This window comes from Actinomyces sp. HMT897, assembly GCF_016626125.1.
GTDB lineage: Bacteria > Actinomycetota > Actinomycetes > Actinomycetales > Actinomycetaceae > Actinomyces.
This window is the reverse complement of sequence record NZ_CP067336.1, coordinates 2,426,351-2,449,906: the sequence shown is the minus strand read 5'-3', so window position 1 is coordinate 2,449,906 and position 23,556 is coordinate 2,426,351. Positions and strand designations below refer to the sequence as shown.

Sequence of the window (23,556 nt, the reverse complement as noted above, 5' to 3'; positions counted from 1 at the left end):
TGGGGTGGGCGGGCGAGGGGTGGGGCGGTGGAGCACGACGGCGGGGCCCCGTACCACCCACAGTACGGGGCCCCGCGCGCTGCCCGGCGCCACCTGGGGCTGACCATGACCTGGCCGACGCCGATCGTCCGGGCGCTGCCCGGCGCCACCTGGGGCCAGCCCACCACCTCGGTCCCGGGCCCCACCGGCCCGGTCCCGGCCCCACGCCCCACCACCTGGTCCTGGGATCCACCACCTGCTGCCAGCCCCAGGACGCTACCGGCTCCGGCGCCCCTGCCCTACTGGGCGTTGAGCGCCGCGGTGGGCGGGGTACGCGAGGCCCGCACCGCCGGGTACACCCCGGCCAGGGCACCAATGACGATCGTCACCCCCAAGCCCCCCGCGACGGCTATCACGGGCACGGTAAACGGCCAGTCGTTGGCGGCCGACATCCCGGCCGTCACCCCGATGCCGATGACGCAGCCCAGGGCCCCTCCCAGGGAGGCCAGCAGCAGGGCCTCACTCATGAACTGCACCAGGATGTGGCGGCGCATCGCCCCCAGGGAGCGGCGCAGGCCGATCTCCCGCCGGCGCTCCAGCACCGAGATGATCATGGTGTTGGCCACCCCGATACCACCCACGAGCAGGGCGATCGAGCCCACCCCCAGCAGCAGGGTGGTAAAGGCCTTGTCGGCGGCGTTCTTGGCCTCCAGCGCGTCGGAGGGACGCGAGACCTTGACCTCGTTAGGGGCCTGCGGTGAGATCGACGGCGCCAGGAGGTCGCGCACGGAGGCCACCGACTTGTCCTGGATGCGCGTGTACACGGTGGTCGGCTTGGAGTCGTAGCCCAGCAGCGAGGTGGCCGCCTGCTTGCCGACCAGTGCGGCCGAGTCCAGTTCGGGGGCCAGGACCACCGGCTTGAGGATGCCCACCACGGTGAACCACTTCCCGCCGATCCACACCTGCGTCCCCGGCGAGACCACGCCCAGGCGCTGGGCGGCGGCGGCACCGAGCACGGTGGCCGGGTACTGGCTGGTGGCCTGGTTGAGCCACGTCCCCTTGTCCACCTCGCCCGCCACGACGTCCAGGAGCGACTGGTCGGCCACCATGGTGGACAGGCCCCCGGAGGCGTTCTTGTCAATGAGCGGGGTGCGGTACACCAGGGAGTTCTTGATCAGCCCGGTGCTGGAGGCCTGCTCCACCTGGTTAATGAGACGCACCTTGCCCACGGAGTCCTCGGGCAGGGAGCTCTTGTTGCCGAACAGGTCCTGCCCTGCGCTGGCCGTCAGCAGGTTGGTGCCCAGGGAGTCCAGCTGGGCGGAGAGCTGGGCCCGGCTGGAGGCGGAGATCCCCACCACCGCGATCATGGCGGCAATGCCGATGGCGATCCCCAGGGCGGACAGGAAGGCGCGGGTGGGCCGGGCCCTGATGCCGGTGGCCCCCAGGCGCAGCACGTCCCCCAGCCGCAGCCGCGAGCGCCGCAGCGCCCCGCCCCGGCGTCGGGCCGACGCCGCCCGCTGGGCCGCCGTGGACTCCTTCCCCTTGTCAGACGCTGGCGTAGACGTCGTCATGGACGATCTCCTCCTCACGGGAGTCACCGACAACGCGCCCGTCACGGATGGCGATCTGCCGGGGCAGCTTGGCGGCGAGCTCATTGTCGTGGGTGATGACGATAACGGTGGTCCCCTGGCGGTGGAGCTCGTGGAGGAGCTCGACGATCGAGGCCCCGGAGGCCGAGTCCAGGTTGCCCGTGGGCTCGTCGGCCAGCAGCAGCGGGGGGTCGCCCACCACCGCCCGGGCAATGGCCACGCGCTGTCGCTCACCACCGCTCATCTGGTGGGGGCGGTGGTCCAGGCGGTGCCCCAGGCCCACCCGTTCCAGGGCGGAGCGGGCGCGCCGCCTCCGCTCGGAGCGGGGTACCCCGTTGTAGAGCAGGCCGTCGGCCACGTTGTCCACCGCGTTGACGCCGTCGGCCAGGTGGAACTGCTGGAAGACGAAGCCGATGCGGTTGGCGCGCAGGGCCGAGAGCCGGGTGTCGCCCAGGCTGCCCACGTCCACGCCGTCGATCTCGACGGTACCCGAGCTGGGGCGGTCCAGGGTGCCAATGAGGTTGAGGAGCGTGGACTTGCCGCTCCCCGAGGGCCCCACGATGGCGACGAACTCCCCGTAGTCCACGTCCAGGCTCACGCCGGCGCAGGCGGCCACCGGCGGCTGGCCGTAGGTGCGGCGCACGTCGCGCAGAGACAGGATGCGGCTCATGTCTGCGGCACCACCACTCGCTGGCCCTCGGAGAGGCCCTCCCCGGAGATCTCCACACGTCCGCCGGCGAACAGCCCGAGGGTCACGGGCACCTTGCGGGTGGTCCCGTCGTCCTCCACGACCTCGACGCCGTACTGGTCGGGGCTCAGGGCCAGGAGCGCCCCCACCGGTACCGAGAGCACGTTCTCGCGCTTCTCGCTGGGCAGGGCCACGGTGACCGAGGCCTCCTGGAAGTTGGCGGCGGCGGAGGCGTCGGTGAGGGTGATCGTAATGGGGATGACCCGCTCCTTGGTCTCGCTCGAGCCGGTGGACTTCTCGGTGGGGGTGCCCACGGCCGTGATGGTGCCGGGGGTGGTGGTGGCGTCGGGCAGCTTGACGGTGACGGTCGAGCCGACGACGGCGAGCTTCTGGTCGCCGAGCTTGACGTTGGCGTCAATGACCTGGGTGGTGCTGGTGACGTCGTAGAGGTCGGTGCCGTCGGCCACGCGGTCCCCGACCCGTGCCGCGACCGAGCCCACGCGCAGGTCCCCGGGGGAGAAGACCATCTGGCCCAGGGGGATGGTCCCGGTGCGGGCCAGGCCGACGTCCTTCTGCCACTTGACGATGGCGCTGGTGGTGGCCCAGGTGAAGCGGTCGTCGGGCTCGTAGTCGAAGTAGCCCATGCCCTTCAGGAGGGTCTCCAGCTGGCGGACGTCCTCGCCCCGCTCCATGCCGATCTCGAAGGTCCTCCAGGCCGGCAGGGAGCCGTGCATGAGGTAGGCGACGCGGTCACCGGTGCGGTAGAGCACGTCACCCTGTGTCAGGACGGTGCCGGAGGCGGGCAGCTGGATGAGGATGCCGTCAAAGCCCGCCTTGAGCTTGTGGGCGTCGGAGAAGCGCAGGGTCCCCGACACGGTGGTCTCCCCCTGGAGGGTGCCGCGGGTAATGGTGTCCGTGGCACCGGTGAAGGCCGCCGTCGTAGGAGCCTGCTTGGCGGCGAACGGGCCTGCCTGGGTCACGAAGACGGTGGCTCCCGCGCCCGCGGCCAGGACGGCCGCGGCCCCGACGGCCAGGAAGGAGCGGCGCGAGGTGGGGCGGGCCAGGGCCACGGCGCCGTCGTCCTCCAGCGAGGAGGCAGTGATCTCGTCCATCTTGGTACCTGTTCCGGTGTGGTGTGCTTCCGGGGTCGTTGCGTGCTTCCTGCGCAGCCTCATCACTTGCCCCCGTTCAGGGAGGAGAAGCACTTCTGCATGGTGGCCTGGGGGATGTTGCCGTTGAGCTGGATCCCCTGGCCGGCGCTGGGGTCGGGCACGTCGTAGCCCTCCTTGCGCAGGCACTGGGCGGCCTTGACCAGCTCGTCCTGGACCCCGGGCTGGGCCAGGTCGTTGCCGCCGTCGCCGCCGGGCAGGCCGACCGTCTTCTCGCACTCCTTGGCCACCGACTCGGAGCCGTCGGGGATCCTGATGCTGCCGGTGCTGTCAGGGTCGGGGACGTCCACGCCCTTGTCCCGCATGCACTGGGCGATCTTGAGCAGGTACTCGTCGGCCTTGACGGTGGCCGACGCCGAGGCCTGGCCGGAGGCCTTGTCCGAGGAGTCCGAGCAGCCGGCCAGCAGGCCGACGGCGCAGACCGCGGAGGCCAGGAGAGCCACGACCTTGGTGCCCTGGGTCTTCTTCACAGTGTGTGTTCCTCTCAGAATCCGGTGGGGCGCGGACGCACCCCCTGGTGTTGGGCACCAGGCAACCGGAGCCGGTGTTGCCGGAGCGTTCAGGAATTCGCTTATGTTTCAGCAACATCGTCGAGGTCCAGGGTGTATCCTTCCCGGACGGTCCGGGACGGCCTCGGGCCTGTGGCAGCAAGGGGGACGAGGGCGTGCGGGTGCTGGTCGTGGAGGATGAGGAGTACCTTGCCGAGGCGATCGCCACCGGGCTGCGGCGCGAGGCGATGGCGGTGGACACCGTGGGGGACGGGGCCAGCGCCCTGGAGCAGATCACCACCAACGACTACGACATCGTGGTGCTGGACCGGGATCTGCCGGTCGTCCACGGCGACGAGGTGTGCCGCACCATAGTACGTGATTATCCCCATACGCGAGTGCTCATGCTCACTGCCTCCCGGACCTTGGACGCCCGTGTGGACGGCTTCGAGCTGGGGGCGGACGACTACCTGACCAAGCCCTTCGAGTTCCCTGAGCTGGTGGCCCGGCTGCGGGCCCTGGGGCGGCGCAGCCAGCCCGCCCGGACCCCGGTGATCGAGGCCCACGGGGTGCGCCTGGACCCCTTCAGGCGGGAGGTGTACCGCAACGGGCGGTTCGTCCGGCTCAGCCCCAAGGAGTTCGCCGTCCTCCAGGTGCTCATGGAGGCCGACGGCGGGGTCCTCAGCGCCGAGACCCTGCTGGAGAAGGCCTGGGACGCCAACGCCGACCCGTTCACCAACTCCACCCGGGTGACCATCTCCCACCTGCGCCGCAAGCTCGGTGAGCCCTGGGTGATCCAGACGGTCCCCGGTGCCGGCTACAGGTTCAGCGCGTGAGGGACGCCGGGGCCACGACGCGCCGCCGCACCGGGCGCACCCAGCCCGACGCCGGGCTGCACCGGCCGCGCCGCCTGGGGATCCGCATGCGCCTGACCCTGACCTACGCCGGCCTGGTGACCACCTCGGGGACCGTGCTCATCGCCATGGTCTACCTCTACACCCGCCTGGTCACCTTCAATATCCAGTTCGACCTGCCCCCCCAGGGCACGGGCACCGCCCCGACGTCGGGCATGCAGATCAAGGTCCCCAGCGAGGCGACCCGGGTGGACACCAACCTGCTCGACCTGCTGACCAGCGTGCTGCGCTCGGCCGTCGTGGCCCTGGTGCTGCTGGCGGTCGTCTCGGGGACGGTGGGCTGGGTGCTGGCCGGCCGCATGCTGCGGCCCCTGTCCTCCATGAACGCCGTGGCCAACCGTGCCGCCTCGGGCGACCTCAGCCAGCGCCTGGCCCTGTCCGGGCCGCGTGACGAGATCCACGACCTGGCGGACACCTTTGACCGCATGCTGGACTCCCTGGAGCGCTCCTTCGCCGCGCACCGCCGGTTCGCCGCCAACGCCTCCCACGAGCTGCGCACACCCCTGGCCACCACCCAGACCATGATCGACGTGGCCCTGGCCGACCCCGACGCCTCGGTGGAGGACCTGCGGGCCCTCATGAGGCGCGTGTGGAGGACCAACCACGCCAACGTGGAGACGATCGACGCCCTGCTGGACCTGGCCGACGCCCAGTCCGGGAACCTGGCCCACGAGGAGGTGGACCTGGAGGCCGTGGTGCTCGCCGAGCTGGCGGCGCTCGCCCCCCAGGCCGACGAGCACGACGTGAGCGTGCACCACCACCTGGGCGCCGCCGTCCTCCACGGCGACCCGGTGCTGCTGCGCCAGGCCGTCTCCAACCTGCTGCGCAACGCGGTGCGCTACAACACCCCCGGCGGCCGGGTCGAGGTCGCCCTTGCCCAGGAGACGGACGCCGTGCGCCTGACCATACGCAACGACGGCCCGGTAGTGCCCGCCGACAAGCTGGACTCCCTGCGCGAGCCCTTCGTGCGCGGGGAGGGCCGGGGGCGGACCCGCGGGTCGGGCCACGGCCTGGGCCTGGCCATTGTCTCGGCCGTCGCCCTGGCCCACCACGGGACCCTGGAGCTGCGTGCCAACCCGGGCGGGGGGCTGACGGCCGTCCTGGCCCTGCCGGTACCGGGCCCGGTCCCCGCCGCGGGGGACGGCGGCCCACACGACGGCCCTGCGTGACGGCTGCGCCGGGCCAGGTCCCCGGCGCGGGGGACGGGACGCAAAAGCACACGACGTCGTGACGCAAAACCGGTCGCACACCGCCCCGGAGCCTGTAGGCCCGCCCTGGTGACCGAGCCCCCGGATCCCCGCGATCCCGCTGGTCAACGGCCCCCGGGGCGCGGGCGGGGTCGAGGCGCGCCAGGACCCGGCGGCCGGCATCGGTACCGTGCTGGCACCAGACCTGCAACGCCGTCGTTGAAATGAGGCTCGACCGTGCGAATCGCACTCTTCGCGACCTGTATCGGGGACACCATGTTCCCGCAGGCGCCGCAGGCCACCGTGACCCTCCTGGAGAGGCTCGGCCACGAGGTCGTCTTCCCCGAGGGGCAGGTGTGCTGCGGCCAGATGCATGCCAACACCGGGTACTTCGAGAAGGCCGCCCAGCTCATCCGCAACCACGTGCGGACCTTCTCCCCCGTGCTCGACGGGCAGTGGGACGCCATTGTGGTCCCCTCGGGCTCGTGCACCGGCGCCACCCGCCACGAGCAGGCCCTGGTGGCCGAGCACGTGGGCGACACCGCCCTGGCCCGCCGCGCCACCCAGGTGGCGGCCCGTACCTACGACCTCACCGAGCTCCTGGTGGACGTCCTGGGGGTGGTCGACGTCGGCGCCTACTTCCCCCACCGGGTCACCTACCACCCGACCTGCCACTCCCTGCGCATTACCAAGGTGGGCGACCGCCCCTACCGGCTGCTTGAGGCCGTGGAGGGCATCGACCTGGCCCCGCTGCCCGAGGAGAAGGTCTGCTGCGGGTTCGGCGGGACCTTCTCCATGAAGAACTCCGAGACCTCCACCGCCATGCTGGCCGACAAGGTGTCCAACGTCATGTCCACCCGCGCCGAGGTCCTGGTGACCGGCGACTACTCCTGCCTCATGCACATTGGCGGAGGCCTGTCCCGGCTCAACTCCGGGGTGCGCATTATGCACCTGGCCGAGATCCTGGCCTCGACCAAGGACGCCCCCTTCAACGGCTTCCAGTCCTTCGCGCCCTCCGCCCAGGAGGCGGTCATCCGATGAGCCTGACATTCCTGGGCATGCCCCGCCCCGCCGCCAAGACCGAGGCCCTGGACCCCGCCGCCCACACCGGGGGCTGGCGCACCACCGTGGTCCAGCCCCGCGACACCCTGCGCTGGGGCCACACCTTCCCCCAGGGCGCCCACAAGACCCTGGCCAACACCCAGATGCGCCGCAACCTGGGCCACGCCACCCGCACCATCCGGGCCAAGCGCGACCTGCGCGTGGCCGAGATGCCGGACTGGGAGGACCTGCGCGAGGCGGCCAGCGCCGTGAAGAACGAGGTCATGAGCAACCTGCCCGAGCTGCTGGAGCGCTTCGAGGCCAATGTCACGGCCCGCGGCGGGATCGTCCACTGGGCCCGCGACGCCGCCGAGGCCAACCGGATCGTGGCCTCGATCATTGAGTCCAAGGGCGTGGACGAGGTCGTCAAGATCAAGTCCATGGCCACCCAGGAGACCAACCTCAACGAGTACCTGGCCGACCGGGGCGTCCACGCCCACGAGACCGACCTGGCCGAGATGATCGTCCAGCTCGCCGACGACATGCCCTCCCACATCGTGGTCCCCGCCATCCACCGCAACCGCGCCGAGGTGCGGGGCATCTTCCTGGACCGCATGGACGACGCCCCCGCGGACCTGTCCGAGGACCCCCGCGAGCTCACCGCCACCGCCCGCGCCCACCTACGCCACAAGTTCCTCCACGCCTCCGTGGCCGTCTCGGGCACCAACATGGGCGTGGCCGAGACCGGGACCGTCTCGATCTTCGAGTCCGAGGGCAACGGGCGCATGTGCCTGACCCTGCCGGACACGCTCATCACCCTCATGGGGATCGAGAAGCTGGTGCCCCGCTTCCAGGACGTGGAGATCTTCTCCCAGCTCCTGCCGCGCAGCGCCACCGGGGAGCGTATGAACCCCTACACCTCCATGTGGACCGGCGTCACCCCCGGTGACGGCCCCCAGGAGTTCCACCTGATCCTCATGGACAACGGGCGCACCAAGGCCCTGGCCGACCCCATCGGACGCGAGGCCCTGCACTGCATCCGCTGCGGGGCCTGCATGAACATCTGCCCCGTCTACCAGCACACCGGCGGGCACGCCTACGGCTCGGTCTACCCCGGGCCCATCGGGGCCGCCCTGACCCCCCAGCTCACCCAGGGGCTGGCCGACGACGACCCGGTCCACACCCTGCCCTTCGCCTCCTCCCTGTGCGGGGCCTGCGGGGAGGCCTGCCCGGTCAAGATCGACATCCCCACCATCCTCATCCACCTGCGTGCCCGCAGCGTGGACGTCAAGCGCAAGGTGGTCCCGGACATGTGGGACCTGGCCATGGGCACCACCGCCCCGGTCATGAGCAGCGGGCGGCTGTGGTCCGCCGCCGCCCAGGCCGTCAAGGCCACCCGCCTGGTGGGCCGCAGCGGCCGGATCGGGGCCCTGCCCTTCCCCGCCTCCATGTGGACGGTGTCACGCGACATCCCGGCGCCCCCGGCGGAGAACTTCCGTGACTGGTGGAGGCGCACCCACGGCCCCGGGGCCGCTGGTAGTACCGCCTCCGGGGCCGCACCGGGGGCCGGGGCCGCACCGGCAGGGGCCGGGACCGTACCGGCGGCCGCTGGCGGTACCACCTCCGGGACCGCGCCGGGGGCCAGCACTGGCGCTCCCACCACCACCCCCACCGGCGCTGGGGGCGCCAAGGGCGCGACCGCCACCACCCGCACCAAGAAGGAGGACTGATGGACGCCCGTACCGCCGTCCTGGCCCGTGCCCGTGACGCGATCTCCCGCTCCCAGCGGGGACCCGCCCGCCCCGTGCCGCGTAACTACATCCGCGTGGGCGCCCACGCCCCGGGCTCTGAGGCCGTCGTGGCCGACATGGTGGACAAGCTGGAGGACTACGACGCCGTCGTGAGGGTGGAGCCCACGGAGCAGGGCGTCCTGGACGCCATTGACGCCCTCCTGGGTAGCGCCCGGGTCGTGGTGGTGCCCTCCGGGCTGCCCCAGGCCTACAAGGACGCCGCCGCCCGGGGCGGGCGCACCCTGCGCCAGGACTCCCGTGAGGCGCCTGTGCCCACCCTGGAGCTGGACCAGGTCGACGCCGTGGTGACCTGCTCACGGGTCGGTATCTCCATCTCGGGCACGATCGTGCTCGACGGCGAGCCCGACCAGGGGCGTCGGGCCATTAGCCTGGTGCCCGACAGGCACGTGGTGGTCCTGGAGCGTCAGATGGTGGTCCCCACCGTCCCCCAGGCGGTGGACGTGCTCGGGGCGCACCCCACACGCCCCATGACCTGGGTGGCGGGCCCCTCGGCCACCAGCGACATTGAGCTCGTGCGCGTCAACGGCGTGCACGGCCCGCGCCACCTGGGCGTGGTCGTCGCCCACTAGCCCCACCACCTCCTCCCCACCCACCGCGAGAACGGTACTTATTCCTCGCGAGAACGGTACTTGTTCGTCGCGAGAACGGTACTTGTTCGCCGTGAGAACGGACTACGCCCGGTTGCGGGTGCGACTGCCGACCGTGAGGGGTGAACCGGGCGGCGCGGTGGTAGGAACGGGAGGCGCAGTGGTGGGACCGGGCCGGGGCGCCGCGGGCCGGGGGGTTCCGGCCCAAAGAGTCCGGTGCGGGCAATCGCCCGTGCCAGCCCCGGCCCCCCGGGGCGCCTCGCCCCAAAGGCAGGTGCCGCCGACGACCTTGTAGGGCCGCCCCCGGCCCCCAGGGCGCCTCAGCCCAAGGAGTCCGGGTCTCGACGGCTGTGGGACAGGTGGCGCACAATAGATATGACAGTCGTCACGGCTGCCGTGTCCACGCCCCCCGACGCAGCTGAAAGGCCTGACCATGACCACCTCACTGGCCAGCTCCCCCCTGGCCCCCACCTACGACCGCTCCGCCATGACCACCGGCATCGTCCACATGGGGGTCGGCGGCTTCCACCGCGCCCACCAGGCCATGTACCTTGACCGCCTCATGCGTGACGGCAAGGCCCTGGACTGGGGCATCTGCGGCGTCGGCCTCATGCCCGGGGACGCGCGCATGCGCGACGCCCTGGCAGGCCAGGACCACCTCTACTCCCTGACCCTCAAGCACCCCGACGGCCACCACGAGACCACGGTCATCGGCTCCATCCACGACTACCGCTTCGCCCCCGAGGACCGCCAGGGCGTGCTGGAGGTCATGACCGCCCCGACCACCCGCATTGTCTCCCTGACCGTCACCGAGGGCGGCTACAACACCGACGACGCCACCGGGGCCTTCCGCACCGGCTCCGACGGCGCCCGCCACGACGCCGCCAGCCCCCACGAGCCCACCACCGCCTTCGGCTACATCGTCGAGGCCCTGAGGCGGCGCCGGGCGGAGGGCACCGCCCCCTTCACGGTCATGAGCTGCGACAACCTGCCGGGCAACGGGAAGGTCGCCCGCACCGCCGTCGTGGGCCAGGCCCGCATGAGCGACCCCGAGCTGGCCGACTGGATCGAGGCCAACGTCTCCTTCCCCAACTGCATGGTGGACCGCATCACCCCGGTGACGACCCCGGCGGACGTCGAGCAGGTCACCGCCGAGCTCGGGGTGGAGGACGCCTGGCCGGTGGTGTGCGAGCCCTTCACCCAGTGGGTGCTCGAGGACGCCTTCCCCACCGGGCGCCCGCCCCTGGAGGAGGTCGGGGTGCAGATGGTCGACGACGTCGTCCCCTACGAGCTCATGAAGCTGCGGCTGCTCAACGCCTCCCACCAGGCCCTGGCCCACTGGGGGCGGCTGCTGGGCATTGAGTACGCCCACGAGGCGGCCGCCGACCCCGAGATCGCCGCCTGGACCCGCGCCTTCCTCACCCGGGAGGCGCGCCCGCGGCTGCTGGCGGTGCCCGGCATCGACCTCGACCGGTACGTGGACACGCTCTTTGAGCGCTTTACCAACGCCGCGATCGCCGACACCCTGGCGCGCCTGGCCTTCTTCGCCCCCTCCGGCATGCCCAAGTTCGTCCTGCCGACCGTGCGCGCCAACCTGGAGGCGGACGGCCCCATCCGCCTGGGGACGGCCATGTGCGCCGCCTGGTCGCTGGGCGTGCTCGGCACCGACGAGAACGGCGCGGCCATCCCCGTGGTGGACGACCTGCGCCCCTTCGCGCGGGCCCAGGCCGACGGCGAGGCCACCGGCTTTATCGGCAACAAGGAGGTCTTCGGGGACCTGGCGGACGACGAGCGCTTTGCTTCCACCTACGCCCAGGAGCTGGCGGCCCTGCGCGAGCAGGGGGTGCGGGCGCGCCTGAGGGCCCTGGCCGAGTAGGCCTGAGCTGGCGGGGACGGGGCGGGCTCCGGGGAGCCCCGGCCGGGCGCGCCTGAGCCAGTGGGCCGACGGCCGCGCCCCCGGGCCGTGTCCCCCAGCGCGTCCCCCGGCCGTGTCCTGGCGGGCCGACGTCGGCCACCGACCCGCCAGGGCACAAAGGCAGGCGACCGAGCCCGTCCTGCCCGAGGGGACAACCCACCGACCCGCCAGGGCGCGGAGGCAGGGGGCGCCCTCAGACTCACCACGCCCTGTCACGCCCTGCCGCGCCCTGGACGGGACGAGGCACGCCCCAGACGGGAGGAGGGGGGCGCGCCCAGCGTCTCCAGGGTAGGCTTCCCTAACGTCGCTGGCCTGAATCAACAGGCATGCTCTAGCAGACGCTCTAGCAGGAAGAGGGACCCATGAGGCGCACCCCAACCACCGTCAACAGTACCGATGACGAACCTGTCAGAACCAGTATGTGGAAACCCGCCACCCTGCGCACCACCCCCTCCAAGGAGGACCGCGGGCTGCTGGGCCACCCCAGGGGCCTGCCCTGGATGCTCAACGTCGAGATGTGGGAGCGTTTCTCCTACTACGGGATGCGCGCCATCCTGCTGTACTTCATTACCGCCGCGGTCGAGGACGGCGGGCTGGGTATCGACGACAACACCGGGACCATTATTATGGCGGTATACGGGGCCGCCGTATTCCTCCTGGCAATTCCTGGCGGAATATTCGCCGACCGCGTGATCGGCCCCTGGCCCTCCACCCTGTACGGCGGCGTCGTAATTATGGCGGGGCACGTGTGTCTGTCCGTCCCGGTCAATGCCATGGCCTGGGTAGGCATTGTCCTGGTGGCCATTGGCACCGGCTTTATCAAACCCAACCTCTCCACGATCGTCGGAGGCCTGTACGACTCCGACGACCCGCGCCGCGACGCGGGATTCCAGCTGTTTTACATGTCCGTCAACATTGGCTCCTTCGCATCGCCGCTGGTCACCAGCTGGCTCAAGAACCACTACGGCTACCACGCGGGATTCATGGCGGCCGCCGTCGGCATGGCCCTGGCCCTGGTCGCCTTCGTCTACGGGCGCAGCAAGCTCTCCGCCTTCGCCTTTAACGTACCCAACCCGCTCCGCCCCGAGGAGCGCAACCGCCTGCTCGTCATGAGCGGGGCCGGGATCGCGGCGGTCGTCCTGGTGACCTGGGTCCTGAACATCTTCCTCCACTCCCTGCCGGACGCCATTACCTACATTGTCTTCGCAATCGCCCTGGGGGCCTCGATCGCCTACTTCACCCTCATGTTCCGCTCCCCCAAGGTCACCAGCACCGAGCGCGTCCACCTGCGCGCCTATATCGCCCTGTGGGTCGGCGCGGTGCTGTTCTTCACCATCTTCGAGCAGGCCTCGGGCAAGATGGCGGTATTCGCCCAGAAGAACACCGACGGGACCACTCCCTTCGGCTGGGTCCTCAGCCCGGAGGCCTACCAGTCCGTCAACCCGGCCGCGATTATCGTGCTGGCCCCGCTGGTCGGGTGGTTCTTCGCCCGACGCCTCGGCCGCTCCATCCCCACGGTGGTCAAGTTCGCCACCGCCGTGCTCATTGTGGGCGTCTCCGCCCTGGTCACCGGCTACGGCTTCCAGCTCTGGACGGGCGGGGAGAACCTGGCGCCGTGGTGGTTCCTGGCGCTGGTGTTCGTGATCCAGACCGTGGGCGAGCTGTTCCTCTCCCCGGTGGGCCTGGCCACCACCACCGCGCTGGCCCCCAAGCAGTTCGCCTCCCAGGCAATGGTGCTGTGGCTGCTGGCCATCTCCACGGGCCAGGGGCTGGCCGGCGTCGTCATCGCCAACACCAAGGAGGTCAGCGACGCGGTGTACTTCTACGGCCTGGGCGCGGCCACCATCGTGGTGGCGCTCGGCGTGTTCGCCGTCGCCCCCTGGACGCAGAGGCAGATGGCTGACATTAACGCCAGCCGGTAGCCCCCGCGCCGAGCCCGACCTCTGGTGGCGGCGCCCGTTCTCGTCAGGGCGTCAGAAGCCTCCTGGCGCCGAGCCCGACGCCCGCGGGATTAGCCTCACGCCCGTCCCACCGGCGCTGAGCTCGACGTCGGTGGGACGGGCGCGTCAGGACGCCCAGCGGGCCGTCTCCACCGTATCGGTCAGCACCTGAGTTACCCTGGTGTAACCGGCGCCACGACGCCGACAGAGAGGAAAGGTGCAGACAATGGCACAGCTGAGCGCTGAGGACGTGACGAGCCAGAAATTCAAGGCGACCAGGTTCCGCGAGGGCTACGACCAGGACGAGGTCGACGAGTTCCTGGAGGAGGTGACCGGCACCCTGCGCACCTGGGAGAGCCTGTCCGACGCGCTGGCCTCCGGGAAGAGCGTGGACGTGCGGACGGCCTGGTCCCAGGGGCAGGTCACCTCGGCCATGGTCACCGGCAGCCGCTTCCGGGCGACCCGACGCCACGAGGGGTACTCCCAGCCGGAGGTAGACACCTTCCTCGACGACCTGGCCGAGACCCTGTACACCTGGGAGAAGTGGGCCGCCAGCAACCTCAGCGGTGACGGGGGCGGCGCCCAGGCCGGGGCCGCGACGGCACCGGGGGCCGCGGTGGCCCCGGGGGGCGAGCACGACCAGTACGTTGCCGGGCTGGAGCAGGAGAACGCCCGCCTGCGCAACGAGCTCGCCGCCGCCCGGCAGCGCCTGGCGCAGGCCGGTCTTTAAGGCCCCGGGGCCGCCCGGCCCGGCAAGCGTCCCCGGGTCTGAGGCGGCTCGCACCCGCTCTCCCAGGACGGCTCGGCAACCGTCCCACCGTCCCCGGGGCCTGAAGGACCCGCCGGGAGGTGCGCACGCCCCTGGTGCGCGCCCCGGCTCCCGCCCGGTGCCTGACGCCGGGAGGTGCGCGCCCCGGATCCCGGTGCCCGCGGTGGGCACTGTCCGCGTCCGACCCCAGCACGGCGGCCGCCACCCGGATCCCGGTGCCCGCGGCGGTCGCGTGCCCGTTCTCACGAACAATAAGTACCGTTCTCACGAACAATAAGTACCGTTCTCGCGGCGAATAAGTACCGTTCTCGCGGTGGGTGGGTAGGTGGGGAGGGCTGCTGGTGGGCGGGCCCTGCCCCCCACCTCACCCGTCTGGCTCACTCCTGGACGAAGACGCTCAGGTAGGCGGGCGGTACCTCGTCGGCCATCCAGATGCGCTCGCTGCCCGGGTAGAACTCGATCCCGTGGGCGTGCGCGGCCGCGGCGTCCACCTGCAGGATCATGGGGGTGGGGGAGTGACGTGACCCGACGGCGGTGGCCATCTCCACGTCGGCGGACATGTGCACCTTCTGGCGGGCCATGGGCAGCAGGCCCCTGGCCAGCACCAGGCCGACCTTGGCCGGGGAGGTGCCGTGGTAGAGGACGTCGGGCGGGACGGCGGCCCGGTACTCGATCCGCACGTCGACCGTGTGGCCGTACAGCGCCCGGATACGGCCGTCGCGGATCTCGTGGCGCTGCTTGCTCGCCGTGGCGACAGCCTGCTCGACGTCGGCGGCGGTGACGTCACGCCGCCCACGGGTGCGCCGCAGGGCGGCCACCATGTCCTTGAGGTCCACCCACCCCTCGGGGTCGAGCGTCAGCCCGTAGTAGCCCGGGTCGTGGCGGAGCGCGTGCGACAGCACCCGACTGATCCCGGTGAGCCTGCGTTCATCCATGGCAGCCGATCCTACCGAGTCACGGCAGGGACCGCATGGCGAGCCGCTCGGCCCCGGTGCGGTGGGGGACGTCCCCGCTGGGCCGGGATCGAGGGCTGGGTTCAGTGGCCTGAGCCACGGAGCCCAAGACGTCCCCGCTGGGCCGGGATCGAGGCCGACCTGGCCCGAGCGGCCCCGGTGCGGTGGGGGACGTCCGACGGGATCGCCCCCCACCGGGTCCGGTCACACGCTGGCACCACCCTGCTTCAGCCCGACGAGGCTGAACCGTGCAGCACTCACCGAGCGGCCGCCGTGCCTGGCGCCGGTCGCCATGTAGGCCACGTCGCCGGCGCTCAGCTCGTGCTCGATGCCGTCGATAAAGAACCGGATCGTTCCCTCGAGCACGTGCAGGACCGTCGGCATGGGCGAGGGCTCCTCCTCGTGGATCAGCTGGTCGGCGCCGAGGACGAACTCGACGACGACGAGCAGCTCGTTGTTGACGACCTCACGGACCTTCTTCTCACCCGTGGTCATCGGGAAGTCGGCAGACAGGCCGGTGTGGACGCTGGAGTCGCGCGCGGAACTCGTGGTCTCGCTAATGGTCATACCGCTGTCTCCTCACGTAGCACGGTTCACCCCGCCGGACGCTCCCGCCCGGCAGGGTGAACATAGCCCACGCTTTCTTCCGGTTCAAGCCTTGTTTATTCAGGCCTCGTTCACTATGCTACGGGCCCCGGATCCCGGTGCCGCGCCGTCGTCTCAGGAGCGCTTGACCAGCGGGAAGGTGATGGTCTCGCGGATGCCCTGGCCGGTGAGGGCCATGAGCAGGCGGTCAATGCCCATGCCCATGCCGCCGCAGGGCGGGAAGCCCTGCTCCATGGCCACCAGGAAGTCCTCGTCCAGCACCATGGCCTCGGGGTCGCCGTTGGCGGCCGCCAGGGCCTGGGCCTCGAAGCGCTCGCGCTGGACCACGGGGTCGGCCAGCTCGGAGTATGCGGTGGCCGTCTCGAAGCCGCGCACGTACAGGTCCCACTTCTCGGTCAGCCCCGGGCGCGAGCGGTGGTAGCGGGTCAGGGGCGAGGTGTCCTCGGGGAAGTCGTAGACGAAGGTCGGGGCCCAGAGCTTGTTGCCCACCAGCTCCTCGAAGATGTCCTCCACGACCTTGCCAGCCACGGCGTAGTCGTCCACCTCCAGGCCGATCCGCTCGGCATGGGCCACCAGCTGCTCGCGTGGGGTGTCCACCGTGACCTCCTCCCCCAGGGCCTGGGAGACGGAGGTGTAGAGGTCGATCTTGTCCCACTGCCCGGACAGGTCGTACTCGGTGCCGTCGGCCAGGGTCACCACCTCGCCGCCCTCGGGCAGGCCGAAGGCGTCGCGCGCGGCCTGCTGGACCAGGTCGCGGGTCAGCTCGGCCATGCCGTCGTAGTCGGAGTAGGCCTCGTAGGCCTCCAGGGCGGTGAACTCCGGGGAGTGGGAGGAGTCGGCGCCCTCGTTGCGGAAGTTGCGGTTGATCTCGAAGACGCGGTCCACGCCCCCCACCACGGCGCGCTTGAGGTAGATCTCCGTGGCAATGCGCAGGTAGAGGTCCATGTCGAAGGCGTTCATGTGGGTGATGAACGGGCGGGCGGCGGCCCCGCCGTGGATGACCTGGAGCATGGGGGTCTCCAGCTCCAGGTAGTCACGGCGGTGGAAGTTGTCGCGCAGGGAGCGTACGACGGCGGCGCGGGTGCGCACCATGTCGCGGGCGGCCGGGCGGGTGAGCAGGTCCAGCTCACGACGGCGCACGCGCGCCTCCTCCGAGAGCGTCACCGCCTCACCGGCCTCGTTGGTCCAGGTCTTGGGCAGGGGGCGCAGGGCCTTGGAGGCAATGCGCCAGGCAGGGACGGCGACGTCGTCGTCCCCGGCGTCGGCGGGGGCCACGCCCTGGCGCAGGACGGGCTCGGCCATGACCGACAGCTCCCCGCGGCGTGAGCAGATGACGCGGCCGTGGACGAAGAGGTGGTCGCCCAGGTCCACGTCCGTCTTGAAGGCGGCCAGCGCGGTGTGGCCGCTGGCGGGCAGGGCCTTGGCCGACAGCATGGCCTGGAGGGTGGTGCCCGCGCCGTCGGCCAGGGTGACGAAGCACAGGCGGCCGGTGTTGCGCAGGAAGACCACGCGCCCGGCCACGCCGGCGACGTCGTCGGTCTCCTGGCCGGCCTGAAGGTGGCCGTAGGCCTCGCGGACCGCGGAGATCGTGGTGGTGACGGGGACGGATACGGGGTAGGGGTCCCAGCCCTCGTCGCGCAGGCGCTGACGCTTGTCCGCACGTACCTGGAACTGCTCACCCGGGCCCGGGTCAGCCTTGGGTGTCCTGGCGGTGCTCGGGGGCTCGGGGGCAGGGCCCTGGTTGACGGTGTCGGGAGCGGGAACGGGTGCATGAGTCACGCGCGCGAGTCTATCCGCGCCTCCCCCGGTGGTCGGGAGGCGGGGCGCAGGGTGCTCCTCACCTCATGGGGCCGGGCAGGTCCCGGCCTCCAGTGGCCACAACCTCGTCACCGCTGCGGGCCCCTGCACGGCCCCGGACGCTGGGGACGGTCCCTGTCGACGTCGGCACTGGCCACCTCCGCGAGCGCCCCGGCCCCGGGCGGTGGGGACGGTCGGGTCAGCTCAGGGGCAGGGGACCGCGCAGCTCGGCCCCGGGCGGTGGGGGCTCACCCAGTGCCGGGCCCACCCTGCGACGGCGCACCCGGCCCCTCCAGGGTCTGCCGCACCGCGAGCGCCGCCTTGCCGACCACGACCTCGTCGGCCGGAACGCTGGGGCGCTCCGGGTCGGCGACGACCAGGCGCATCTCAGGGGCCCGGAACACCACCCCTCCCCCGGGACCGGGAACCATCTGCCCCAGGTAGCCGCCGGCGGCGGCGTCCAGGGCGGCCACGCGCCGGGCGTCCCCGCTCAGGAGCGCGTCGGCCAGCTCCCCGGCATCCAGCCCCGTCTCGAGCGCGACCTGCTGGGCGTAGGCGGTCAGAGCCTCGGGACCGTCCTCCCAGCGCCGTTCGGCCTCCAGGCTCCCGACGGCCTGAGGGTACAGGAGGCTGGGGTGGGCGACTGCCAGGCCGGGCACCGTCGGCCCCGGCTGCCGCTCGCCGACGCGGGGGCCGCCGAGGCGGGGGTCGGGCAGGAGGCGGGAACGGACCCGGGCGCCGTCGGCGTCGCACAGGACGGTCCCCACGCCGGCACCGGGACCGGGACGCACGCTCACGGTGTGGCGCGTGACAATGAGGGACACCTTGTCCGTCATGGGGGCGCCGTCGGTCCCCACCGGCTGGGGCCCCAGGTAGAAGGCGGGGAAGGTCAGGGTGGTGTCCTCGTTAAGCTGCCTGAGCATGAGGCGCTGTGCCGGGGTCATGGAACCGGCACGGAGTTTCGAGGCGCTCCGGTACACCCAGACGGCCAGGGCCAGCACGACGACCGCCAGCACCCCCAGGACGATCGCCTGGGAGACACCGACCATCTCACCCCTCTCCACCCGGACCACGAGGTAGCGCAGGCCCACGGCCACGAGCACCAGCGGGCCGAACACGACGACCAGGAGCAGAGCGGTCCGCAACGCGGTGTGTTTCCTGTGCGTCATCGCGGTTCCTCCGGAGTGTCACGGTCAGGGGGGTTGCGGAGGCAGTGGCGGACGCCCCCGGGAGCAGTCTAGGCACGGTGGCGTCCCTGAGCGGAAGGCCCCGGCGCAGTCCCCATGCGGGGCCCACCGCACGCAGATGAATGTGCAACGAGGACGCCGTTGCACATTCATCCTGTCAGAGAGCCCGCCCTCCAATCGCAGATCCGCATGATTCCGCCATTTTATGATCGAGGATTGTAAAAAGAATGTGCAACTCAGCCGCCCAGGGGCAGTCCGGAGGACCGCAGCCCCTGAAGACGGGCGGCGTCGGAGCCCAGGGGGACCTGACCGGGCTCGCTGCCCCGTTCCACGACCCGGTTGTCCGCGTCCACGAAGACCACGTGGGGCCGGTAGGTGCGGGCCTCGGCGTCCGACATCTGGGAGTAGGCAATGAGGATGACGACGTCGCCCGGGCTCACCAGGTGCGCGGCGGCGCCGTTGACGCAGATCCGCCCCGACCCGCGCTCACCGGGGATGACATAGGTGGACAGGCGGCTGCCGTTGGTGCAGTCGCAGATATCGACGCGCTCACCCGGCAGGAGGTCGGCGGCGTCGAGGAGGTCGGCGTCCACGGTGATGGAACCGACGTAGTGCAGGTCGGCCTGGGTCACAGTGGCACGGTGGATCTTGGACGTCATCATCGTCCGCAGTCGTGAGCTCATCGCGGCCCAGGGTAGGCAGGCCCCTGACCCACGGCAACGTGAGAGGGCACTCAGTGCAGCACCACCAGGGCGTTGTCAATGAGGCGGGTGCTGCCGACCCGGGCGGCCAGCGCCAGGAGGGCGGTGCGCCCTGCACCAGCACTGACCTCCCGCCCAGGGTCGTCCCCGGCCTCCGGACCTACCCCGGTCTGCCCGCGGCCCCGGTCGTCCTGGCGGAGGCCACCATCCAGGGCGGTGCGCCCGGCGCCGGCACTGACCTCCCGCCCAGGGTCGTCCCCGGCCTGCGGCCCTGTTCCGGTCTCCGGCCCGGCGCCAGCCCCCGGCTCGTCCCCGGTCTGTCCGGTACCAGCCCCCAGCTCTGCCGGCGCGACCTGGGGGGCCGCGGGCAGTCCCAACCCGGCGTCGGCAAGATCCACGAAGGAGTCCGGGTCCACCAGGGCCACGTAGTCGACCTCCACCCCGTCGGCACCGCCCAGGACGGCCAGCGCCGCCTGACGGACCCCGGCGCCGTCGGCCCCGCCCGCCGCCGCCCGGCTGCCGGCCGCCAGCGCCCGGGACAGGGCGAGGGCCTGCTGACGCTGGGTGCCGCTGAGGTAGACGTTGCGCGAGCTCATGGCCAGGCCGTCGGCCTCACGGCGGATGTCCACCGGGACGACCTCGACCGGGACGGCGAGGTCGCGCACCATGGCACGCACAATGGCGAGCTGCTGGGCGTCCTTGCGGCCGAACAGGGCCCACCTGGGGGCCGTCAGGTGCAGCAGGGCGAGCACCACCTGGCACACGCCGGCGAAGTGGGTGGGGCGGGTGCGGCCCTCCAGGACGGTGGCCACGGGGCCGGGGTCAATGCGCACAGCCGGCTGGCCACCGGGGTACATGACCTCGGGGGTGGGGGCGAACACGACCAGGCGTCCCACCACCAGCGCGCCGTCCGGGCCGGTCAGGGCGTCGCCGAGGGCCTGGACGTCGGCCCGGAGGGTGCGCGGGTAGGCGTCCAGGTCCTCCCCGGCGGCGAACTGGAGCGGGTTGACGAAGATGGTCACGACCACGGTGCCGTGGGCGCCGACACGGCGGGCGGCCTCGGCCACCAGGTCGAGATGCCCCTGGTGGAGGGCCCCCATGGTCATGACGACGGCGCGGGGGCCGGGGGCCGCGGCGAGCGCGTCGGCGAGCTCAGGGCGGGAACGGGTCAGGACGGGGACGCAGGTGGAGGCCATGGCCCCAACGCTAGTCCTGTCCCAGGCACGCCCGGCCCTCTCGAGGCTGCCCTGCCCCGGCCAGCAGGCCTCGGGAACAGCCCCTCAGCAGTCCCCCAGCACCTCGCGCAGGGCAGCAGTCAGGGCGGACAGCACCCCACCCCGGCATTATCAGTCCCCCAGTACCTCACGCAGGGCGGCGGCCTGCTCGGGACCCAGGCGCCCCACGCGCCGTTCCAGGGTGGCGCGCGCCAGCACCCGGTAGGACTCCACGACGTCGCCCAACCCCGCCCCCGTCCCGTCGTCCAGCCCTGCCAGGGTATCCAGGTGCACGCGCACCGTCCCCGCGTCCCCCCGAGCCACCGGGCCGGTCAGGGCGGCGTCGGCCCCCTCCGACAGCGCCCGCTCCAGGGCGGCGGTCAGCAGGGGGCGCAGCACCTGCCCGCCGTCGTCCACCCCGGCGGCCGCGAGCACCCGCGCCGCCTGGCCCACGAGGGTGACCAGGTGGTTGGCCCCGTGGGTCAGGGCGGCGTGGTAGGCCGGGCGGGCGGACTCCTCCAGGACGAAGGGCTCTCCCCCGAGCTCGACGGCCAGGGCCTGGGCTATGGGCAGGGCGACGGCGGGGGCCGTGACGGCCATGGGGCAGCCGACCAGCCGGGGCAGGTCCATGCTCATCCCCGAGAAGGTCATGGCCGGGTGGACGGCGAGCGGGATGGCTCCGCAGCGCGCGGCGGGCTCCAGCACCCTGACGCCGTAGCGTCCGGAGGTGTGGACCACGATCTGCCCGGCCTGCCAGCGCCCCAGGTCGGCCAGCCCCCGCACCAGCGGCGCCAGGGCGTCGTCGGGGACGGCCAGGAGCACCAGCTCACAGCGCTCGAGGATCTCCTCGACCTCAAGTCGGGGGACACCGGGCAGGAGCGTCTCGGCGCGCTCGCGGGAGGCCTGGGAGACGGCGTGGACGCCAATGACCTGGTGGTCCACGGCGCGCAGGGCGGAGCCGAGGACGGCGCCCACCCTGCCCGCGCTCACGACCCCCACCCCCAGACGACCCGGTCGCCTGCCCGGGGCGGCGGGACCGGGACGGCCCGGAGCGGCGGAGGCGGGACGGTCAGCAGGGCGGCCCAGATTGGCAGGAGCAGGGCGACCCAGGTCAGCGGGCCGGGCCGGGTTGGCGGCGGGCCGGTCAGGACGGTCAGGACGGTGGTCGGGCTCGCTCACGGCGTGATCGTCTCACGTCCTGGGCTCCGGGACACTCCCGCCCACCTCACCGGTCCAGGGCGCGGTCCCGGCGGCGCGCTCCAGCCAGCGGTCAAGATGCTCCTGCTCGCGGCGCTCCAGGGCACGGCGCGCCACCATCTCACCCGTGCGGGCGGCGTCGGCCTGGTCCATCCTGCGCACCAGGCAGCCCATGAGGCTGGTCGCGTCGACCATATTGAGTAGCACCCCCGCCAGCCCCAGGCGGCGGGCAACCGGCCCCTGACGCAGGCGCAGGGACTGGATCCGCGGGTAGGGCACCACCGTGACGCGGCGTCGCCAGCGGCCCCGGCGGATGACGACGCAGGTGCTGGTGAGCGCCACCGCCTGGCACCTCCACCCCAGGGGCGCCAGCCAGCGGGAGCGGCGGGGGGCGCAGGCGGTCCACCCGGGCTCCGGGGTGCCTGTGGGTGAGCCCCGGCCGTCCAGGGCGGAGGCGAGCAGGCGGTCCGGACAGTCCACTCCCAGGTCGGGGACCACGAGCCACAGGGCCCGCAGGGCGTCGGTGCGGGTACCGACGGGGAGCAGGCGGCTGGCCTGGGAGCGCACGTCGTCACCGCCCTCGCCCTCCCGCCCGGCGAGCATGACCCGTACACCCCACCAGTCCCTGGACCGCCACAGGATATTGCGTGAGAGCTCGACGGCGTGGACGCGCCCGGGCGGCAGGGTGACCGAGACGGCGTCGGTCAGCCCGTAGCGCAGGCGGATCCCGGCGGGGGTGGCGCAGGCGCGGAAGCCCCAGCCTGAGCGCAGGCGGTTCCAGGCGTAGGAGAGGTACCCCACGAGCCCGGAGACAATGACGAGTACCTGCCCGATCCCGCCTCCTGGGGCGCCAGCGTGGCCGGTCGCGGACTCGATCACGCTGACGGCCACCAGGAGGAGGCCACCGACAGCGCCTGAGAGGACGCCGATGCTGCGCAGGAGGGAGCCAATGAGGATCCTGGGCTCGACGTGGTAGAGGTCGTGCTCCTCCACCCTCCCTATACCGTCGGGGCGCACCGGGGCCGCGAGCGCGTCGGCAAAGCCGAGCGGAGCGGGCGGGGTGGGTAAGGCGGACGGGGTGGAGGAGGCTGACGTTACAGGTGAGATGGGTGAGGTAGACGAGGTGGATGGGGCGGGTGAGACAGCGAGGGTAGGGACCTCGGGAGCTCCGGGCACCTCGGCAAGGGCTCCGTCAGCGGGCACGGACCCACTAGCGGTCACAGCCCCGTCAGTGGTCACGGGCTCGCTGGCGGTCACACCCCCACCAGCAGCGGCAACACCTCCACCAGCAGTAACAGCCCCACCAACAGCAACAGGCCCACCGGCAGCCAGGCGCAGTATCTCCTCACGCAGGGCCGTCAGCTCACGTGAGGGCAGGTAGCCAATGGTGACGTGGGAGTCCGCGCCGCCGACGACCTCCAGGGTGAGCCTGCCCAGGCCCAGGAGGCGTCCGGCCAGAGGGTGGACCACGTCGACGGACTGGATCCGTACCAGGCGGGCCACGCGCAGGCGGCGCACGAGGACGCCGGTGCGGTAGTAGACGGCGTCGGCGTCCACGGCGTAGCGGCGGGTCCACCACACGGCGACCTGGAAACCGGTCCAGGCCAGCAGGACGACCCCGGTTACTATGACGGCCCTGGTCAGCACCCCGTCGTCCAGGAGGTTGAGGCCGTGCTCGCGGGCGGCGTGGTAGATGTCCCGGACCTGGTCGAGGTTGTTCACAGCGCCCACGGCGACAACGGCCACGAGCGTGTGCCAGGTCTCCAGCAGGAGGCTCACGGGGTGGACCCGATGCCAGGTCAGGTGCCCAGGCAGGTGGATCTG

19 protein-coding genes and 1 pseudogene are annotated in these 23,556 nt (G+C 72.0%); 8 read left to right on the top strand and 12 right to left on the bottom strand.

What is annotated here, in order from left to right; all coding sequences use genetic code 11:
• Positions 1 to 278 precede the first annotated feature (278 nt).
• From JJJ15_RS09580 to JJJ15_RS09565, 4 genes are all read right to left on the bottom strand, one after another.
• On the bottom strand, positions 279 to 1,550 hold the full coding sequence (locus JJJ15_RS09580) for an ABC transporter permease (RefSeq protein WP_200510588.1): 1,272 nt from the start codon (positions 1,548 to 1,550) through the stop codon (positions 279 to 281).
• A complete protein-coding gene (locus JJJ15_RS09575; protein WP_106110438.1) occupies positions 1,525 to 2,238 on the bottom strand; it encodes an ABC transporter ATP-binding protein in 714 nt (237 codons plus the stop codon). Before JJJ15_RS09575 ends, JJJ15_RS09580 begins: the two co-directional genes overlap by 26 nt.
• The gene (locus tag JJJ15_RS09570; RefSeq protein ID WP_200510587.1) at positions 2,235 to 3,368 is read right to left on the bottom strand and encodes a peptidoglycan-binding protein; all 1,134 of its coding nucleotides are present in this window, start codon (positions 3,366 to 3,368) and stop codon (positions 2,235 to 2,237) included. Before JJJ15_RS09570 ends, JJJ15_RS09575 begins: the two co-directional genes overlap by 4 nt.
• A 62-nt stretch (positions 3,369 to 3,430) precedes the next feature.
• Positions 3,431 to 3,895, bottom strand: a complete 465-nt coding sequence (locus tag JJJ15_RS09565) for a hypothetical protein (RefSeq protein WP_200510586.1) — start codon at positions 3,893 to 3,895, stop codon at positions 3,431 to 3,433.
• A 194-nt stretch (positions 3,896 to 4,089) separates the two neighbouring features.
• Here JJJ15_RS09565 and JJJ15_RS09560 point away from each other — a divergent pair, with 194 nt between their 5' ends.
• The 8 genes from JJJ15_RS09560 (at position 4,090) to JJJ15_RS09525 (ending at position 14,038) form a co-directional block, all read left to right on the top strand.
• Positions 4,090 to 4,749 (top strand): response regulator transcription factor, encoded by a 660-nt coding sequence (locus JJJ15_RS09560; RefSeq protein ID WP_106110435.1) that lies wholly within the window; start codon positions 4,090 to 4,092, stop codon positions 4,747 to 4,749.
• Between the two features lie 86 nt (positions 4,750 to 4,835).
• Positions 4,836 to 5,996, top strand: coding sequence for a HAMP domain-containing sensor histidine kinase (locus JJJ15_RS09555; protein ID WP_200512027.1), 1,161 nt, complete (start codon positions 4,836 to 4,838; stop codon positions 5,994 to 5,996).
• Between the two features lie 255 nt (positions 5,997 to 6,251).
• Entirely contained in the window at positions 6,252 to 7,055 is an 804-nt protein-coding gene (locus JJJ15_RS09550) for a (Fe-S)-binding protein (RefSeq protein WP_200510585.1), read from the top strand.
• Positions 7,052 to 8,785: a LutB/LldF family L-lactate oxidation iron-sulfur protein gene (locus JJJ15_RS09545; protein ID WP_200510584.1), complete on the top strand. Its 1,734-nt coding sequence runs from the start codon at positions 7,052 to 7,054 to the stop codon at positions 8,783 to 8,785. Before JJJ15_RS09550 ends, JJJ15_RS09545 begins: the two co-directional genes overlap by 4 nt.
• Complete coding sequence (locus tag JJJ15_RS09540; RefSeq protein WP_200510583.1) at positions 8,785 to 9,435, top strand: LUD domain-containing protein; 651 nt, start codon at positions 8,785 to 8,787, stop codon at positions 9,433 to 9,435. The genes JJJ15_RS09545 and JJJ15_RS09540 overlap by 1 nt, the downstream gene beginning before the upstream one ends.
• 451 nt (positions 9,436 to 9,886) lie before the next feature.
• The gene (locus tag JJJ15_RS09535) at positions 9,887 to 11,329 is read left to right on the top strand and encodes a mannitol dehydrogenase family protein (RefSeq protein ID WP_200510582.1); all 1,443 of its coding nucleotides are present in this window, start codon (positions 9,887 to 9,889) and stop codon (positions 11,327 to 11,329) included.
• Positions 11,330 to 11,730: 401 nt separating this feature from the next.
• Positions 11,731 to 13,290 (top strand): oligopeptide:H+ symporter, encoded by a 1,560-nt coding sequence (locus JJJ15_RS09530; protein WP_200510581.1) that lies wholly within the window; start codon positions 11,731 to 11,733, stop codon positions 13,288 to 13,290.
• 244 nt (positions 13,291 to 13,534) lie between these two features.
• Positions 13,535 to 14,038: a DivIVA domain-containing protein gene (locus tag JJJ15_RS09525; protein ID WP_106110429.1), complete on the top strand. Its 504-nt coding sequence runs from the start codon at positions 13,535 to 13,537 to the stop codon at positions 14,036 to 14,038.
• 416 nt (positions 14,039 to 14,454) lie between these two features.
• Here the strand turns inward: JJJ15_RS09525 and JJJ15_RS09520 are convergent, their stop codons facing one another.
• From JJJ15_RS09520 to JJJ15_RS09485, 8 genes and pseudogenes are all read right to left on the bottom strand, one after another.
• Complete coding sequence (locus JJJ15_RS09520) at positions 14,455 to 15,012, bottom strand: RNA 2'-phosphotransferase (RefSeq protein WP_106110428.1); 558 nt, start codon at positions 15,010 to 15,012, stop codon at positions 14,455 to 14,457.
• A gap of 222 nt (positions 15,013 to 15,234) precedes the next feature.
• Positions 15,235 to 15,597, bottom strand: coding sequence for a cupin domain-containing protein (locus tag JJJ15_RS09515; RefSeq protein WP_200510580.1), 363 nt, complete (start codon positions 15,595 to 15,597; stop codon positions 15,235 to 15,237).
• 153 nt (positions 15,598 to 15,750) lie between these two features.
• Complete coding sequence (locus tag JJJ15_RS09510; protein ID WP_246742007.1) at positions 15,751 to 17,415, bottom strand: lysine--tRNA ligase; 1,665 nt, start codon at positions 17,413 to 17,415, stop codon at positions 15,751 to 15,753.
• Positions 17,416 to 17,681: 266 nt separating this feature from the next.
• Positions 17,682 to 18,602 (bottom strand): hypothetical protein, encoded by a 921-nt coding sequence (locus tag JJJ15_RS09505; RefSeq protein ID WP_200510579.1) that lies wholly within the window; start codon positions 18,600 to 18,602, stop codon positions 17,682 to 17,684.
• A 254-nt stretch (positions 18,603 to 18,856) separates the two neighbouring features.
• On the bottom strand, positions 18,857 to 19,303 hold the full coding sequence (gene panD, locus JJJ15_RS09500; RefSeq protein ID WP_106110425.1) for an aspartate 1-decarboxylase: 447 nt from the start codon (positions 19,301 to 19,303) through the stop codon (positions 18,857 to 18,859).
• Positions 19,304 to 19,686: 383 nt separating this feature from the next.
• Positions 19,687 to 20,517: pseudogene (gene panC / locus JJJ15_RS09495) on the bottom strand (pantoate--beta-alanine ligase); the annotation flags it as partial.
• A 150-nt stretch (positions 20,518 to 20,667) separates the two neighbouring features.
• Positions 20,668 to 21,714, bottom strand: a complete 1,047-nt coding sequence (locus tag JJJ15_RS09490) for a DUF2520 domain-containing protein (RefSeq protein ID WP_281433022.1) — start codon at positions 21,712 to 21,714, stop codon at positions 20,668 to 20,670.
• A 12-nt stretch (positions 21,715 to 21,726) separates the two neighbouring features.
• Positions 21,727 to 23,511, bottom strand: a complete 1,785-nt coding sequence (locus JJJ15_RS09485) for a PH domain-containing protein (protein ID WP_200510577.1) — start codon at positions 23,509 to 23,511, stop codon at positions 21,727 to 21,729.
• Between the last annotated feature and the right edge of the window lie 45 nt (positions 23,512 to 23,556).

Coding starts and splice junctions, on each gene's coding strand:
- JJJ15_RS09580 (WP_200510588.1), bottom strand. CDS start 1,550: ATGACGACGTCTACGCCAGCGTCTGACAAGGGGAAGGAGTCCACGGCG.
- JJJ15_RS09575 (WP_106110438.1), bottom strand. CDS start 2,238: ATGAGCCGCATCCTGTCTCTGCGCGACGTGCGCCGCACCTACGGCCAG.
- JJJ15_RS09570 (WP_200510587.1), bottom strand. CDS start 3,368: ATGGACGAGATCACTGCCTCCTCGCTGGAGGACGACGGCGCCGTGGCC.
- JJJ15_RS09555 (WP_200512027.1), top strand. CDS start 4,836: ATGCGCCTGACCCTGACCTACGCCGGCCTGGTGACCACCTCGGGGACC.
- JJJ15_RS09545 (WP_200510584.1), top strand. CDS start 7,052: ATGAGCCTGACATTCCTGGGCATGCCCCGCCCCGCCGCCAAGACCGAG.
- JJJ15_RS09540 (WP_200510583.1), top strand. CDS start 8,785: ATGGACGCCCGTACCGCCGTCCTGGCCCGTGCCCGTGACGCGATCTCC.
- JJJ15_RS09535 (WP_200510582.1), top strand. CDS start 9,887: ATGACCACCTCACTGGCCAGCTCCCCCCTGGCCCCCACCTACGACCGC.
- JJJ15_RS09530 (WP_200510581.1), top strand. CDS start 11,731: ATGAGGCGCACCCCAACCACCGTCAACAGTACCGATGACGAACCTGTC.
- JJJ15_RS09525 (WP_106110429.1), top strand. CDS start 13,535: ATGGCACAGCTGAGCGCTGAGGACGTGACGAGCCAGAAATTCAAGGCG.
- JJJ15_RS09520 (WP_106110428.1), bottom strand. CDS start 15,012: ATGGATGAACGCAGGCTCACCGGGATCAGTCGGGTGCTGTCGCACGCG.
- JJJ15_RS09515 (WP_200510580.1), bottom strand. CDS start 15,597: ATGACCATTAGCGAGACCACGAGTTCCGCGCGCGACTCCAGCGTCCAC.
- JJJ15_RS09505 (WP_200510579.1), bottom strand. CDS start 18,602: ATGACGCACAGGAAACACACCGCGTTGCGGACCGCTCTGCTCCTGGTC.
- panD (WP_106110425.1), bottom strand. CDS start 19,303: ATGAGCTCACGACTGCGGACGATGATGACGTCCAAGATCCACCGTGCC.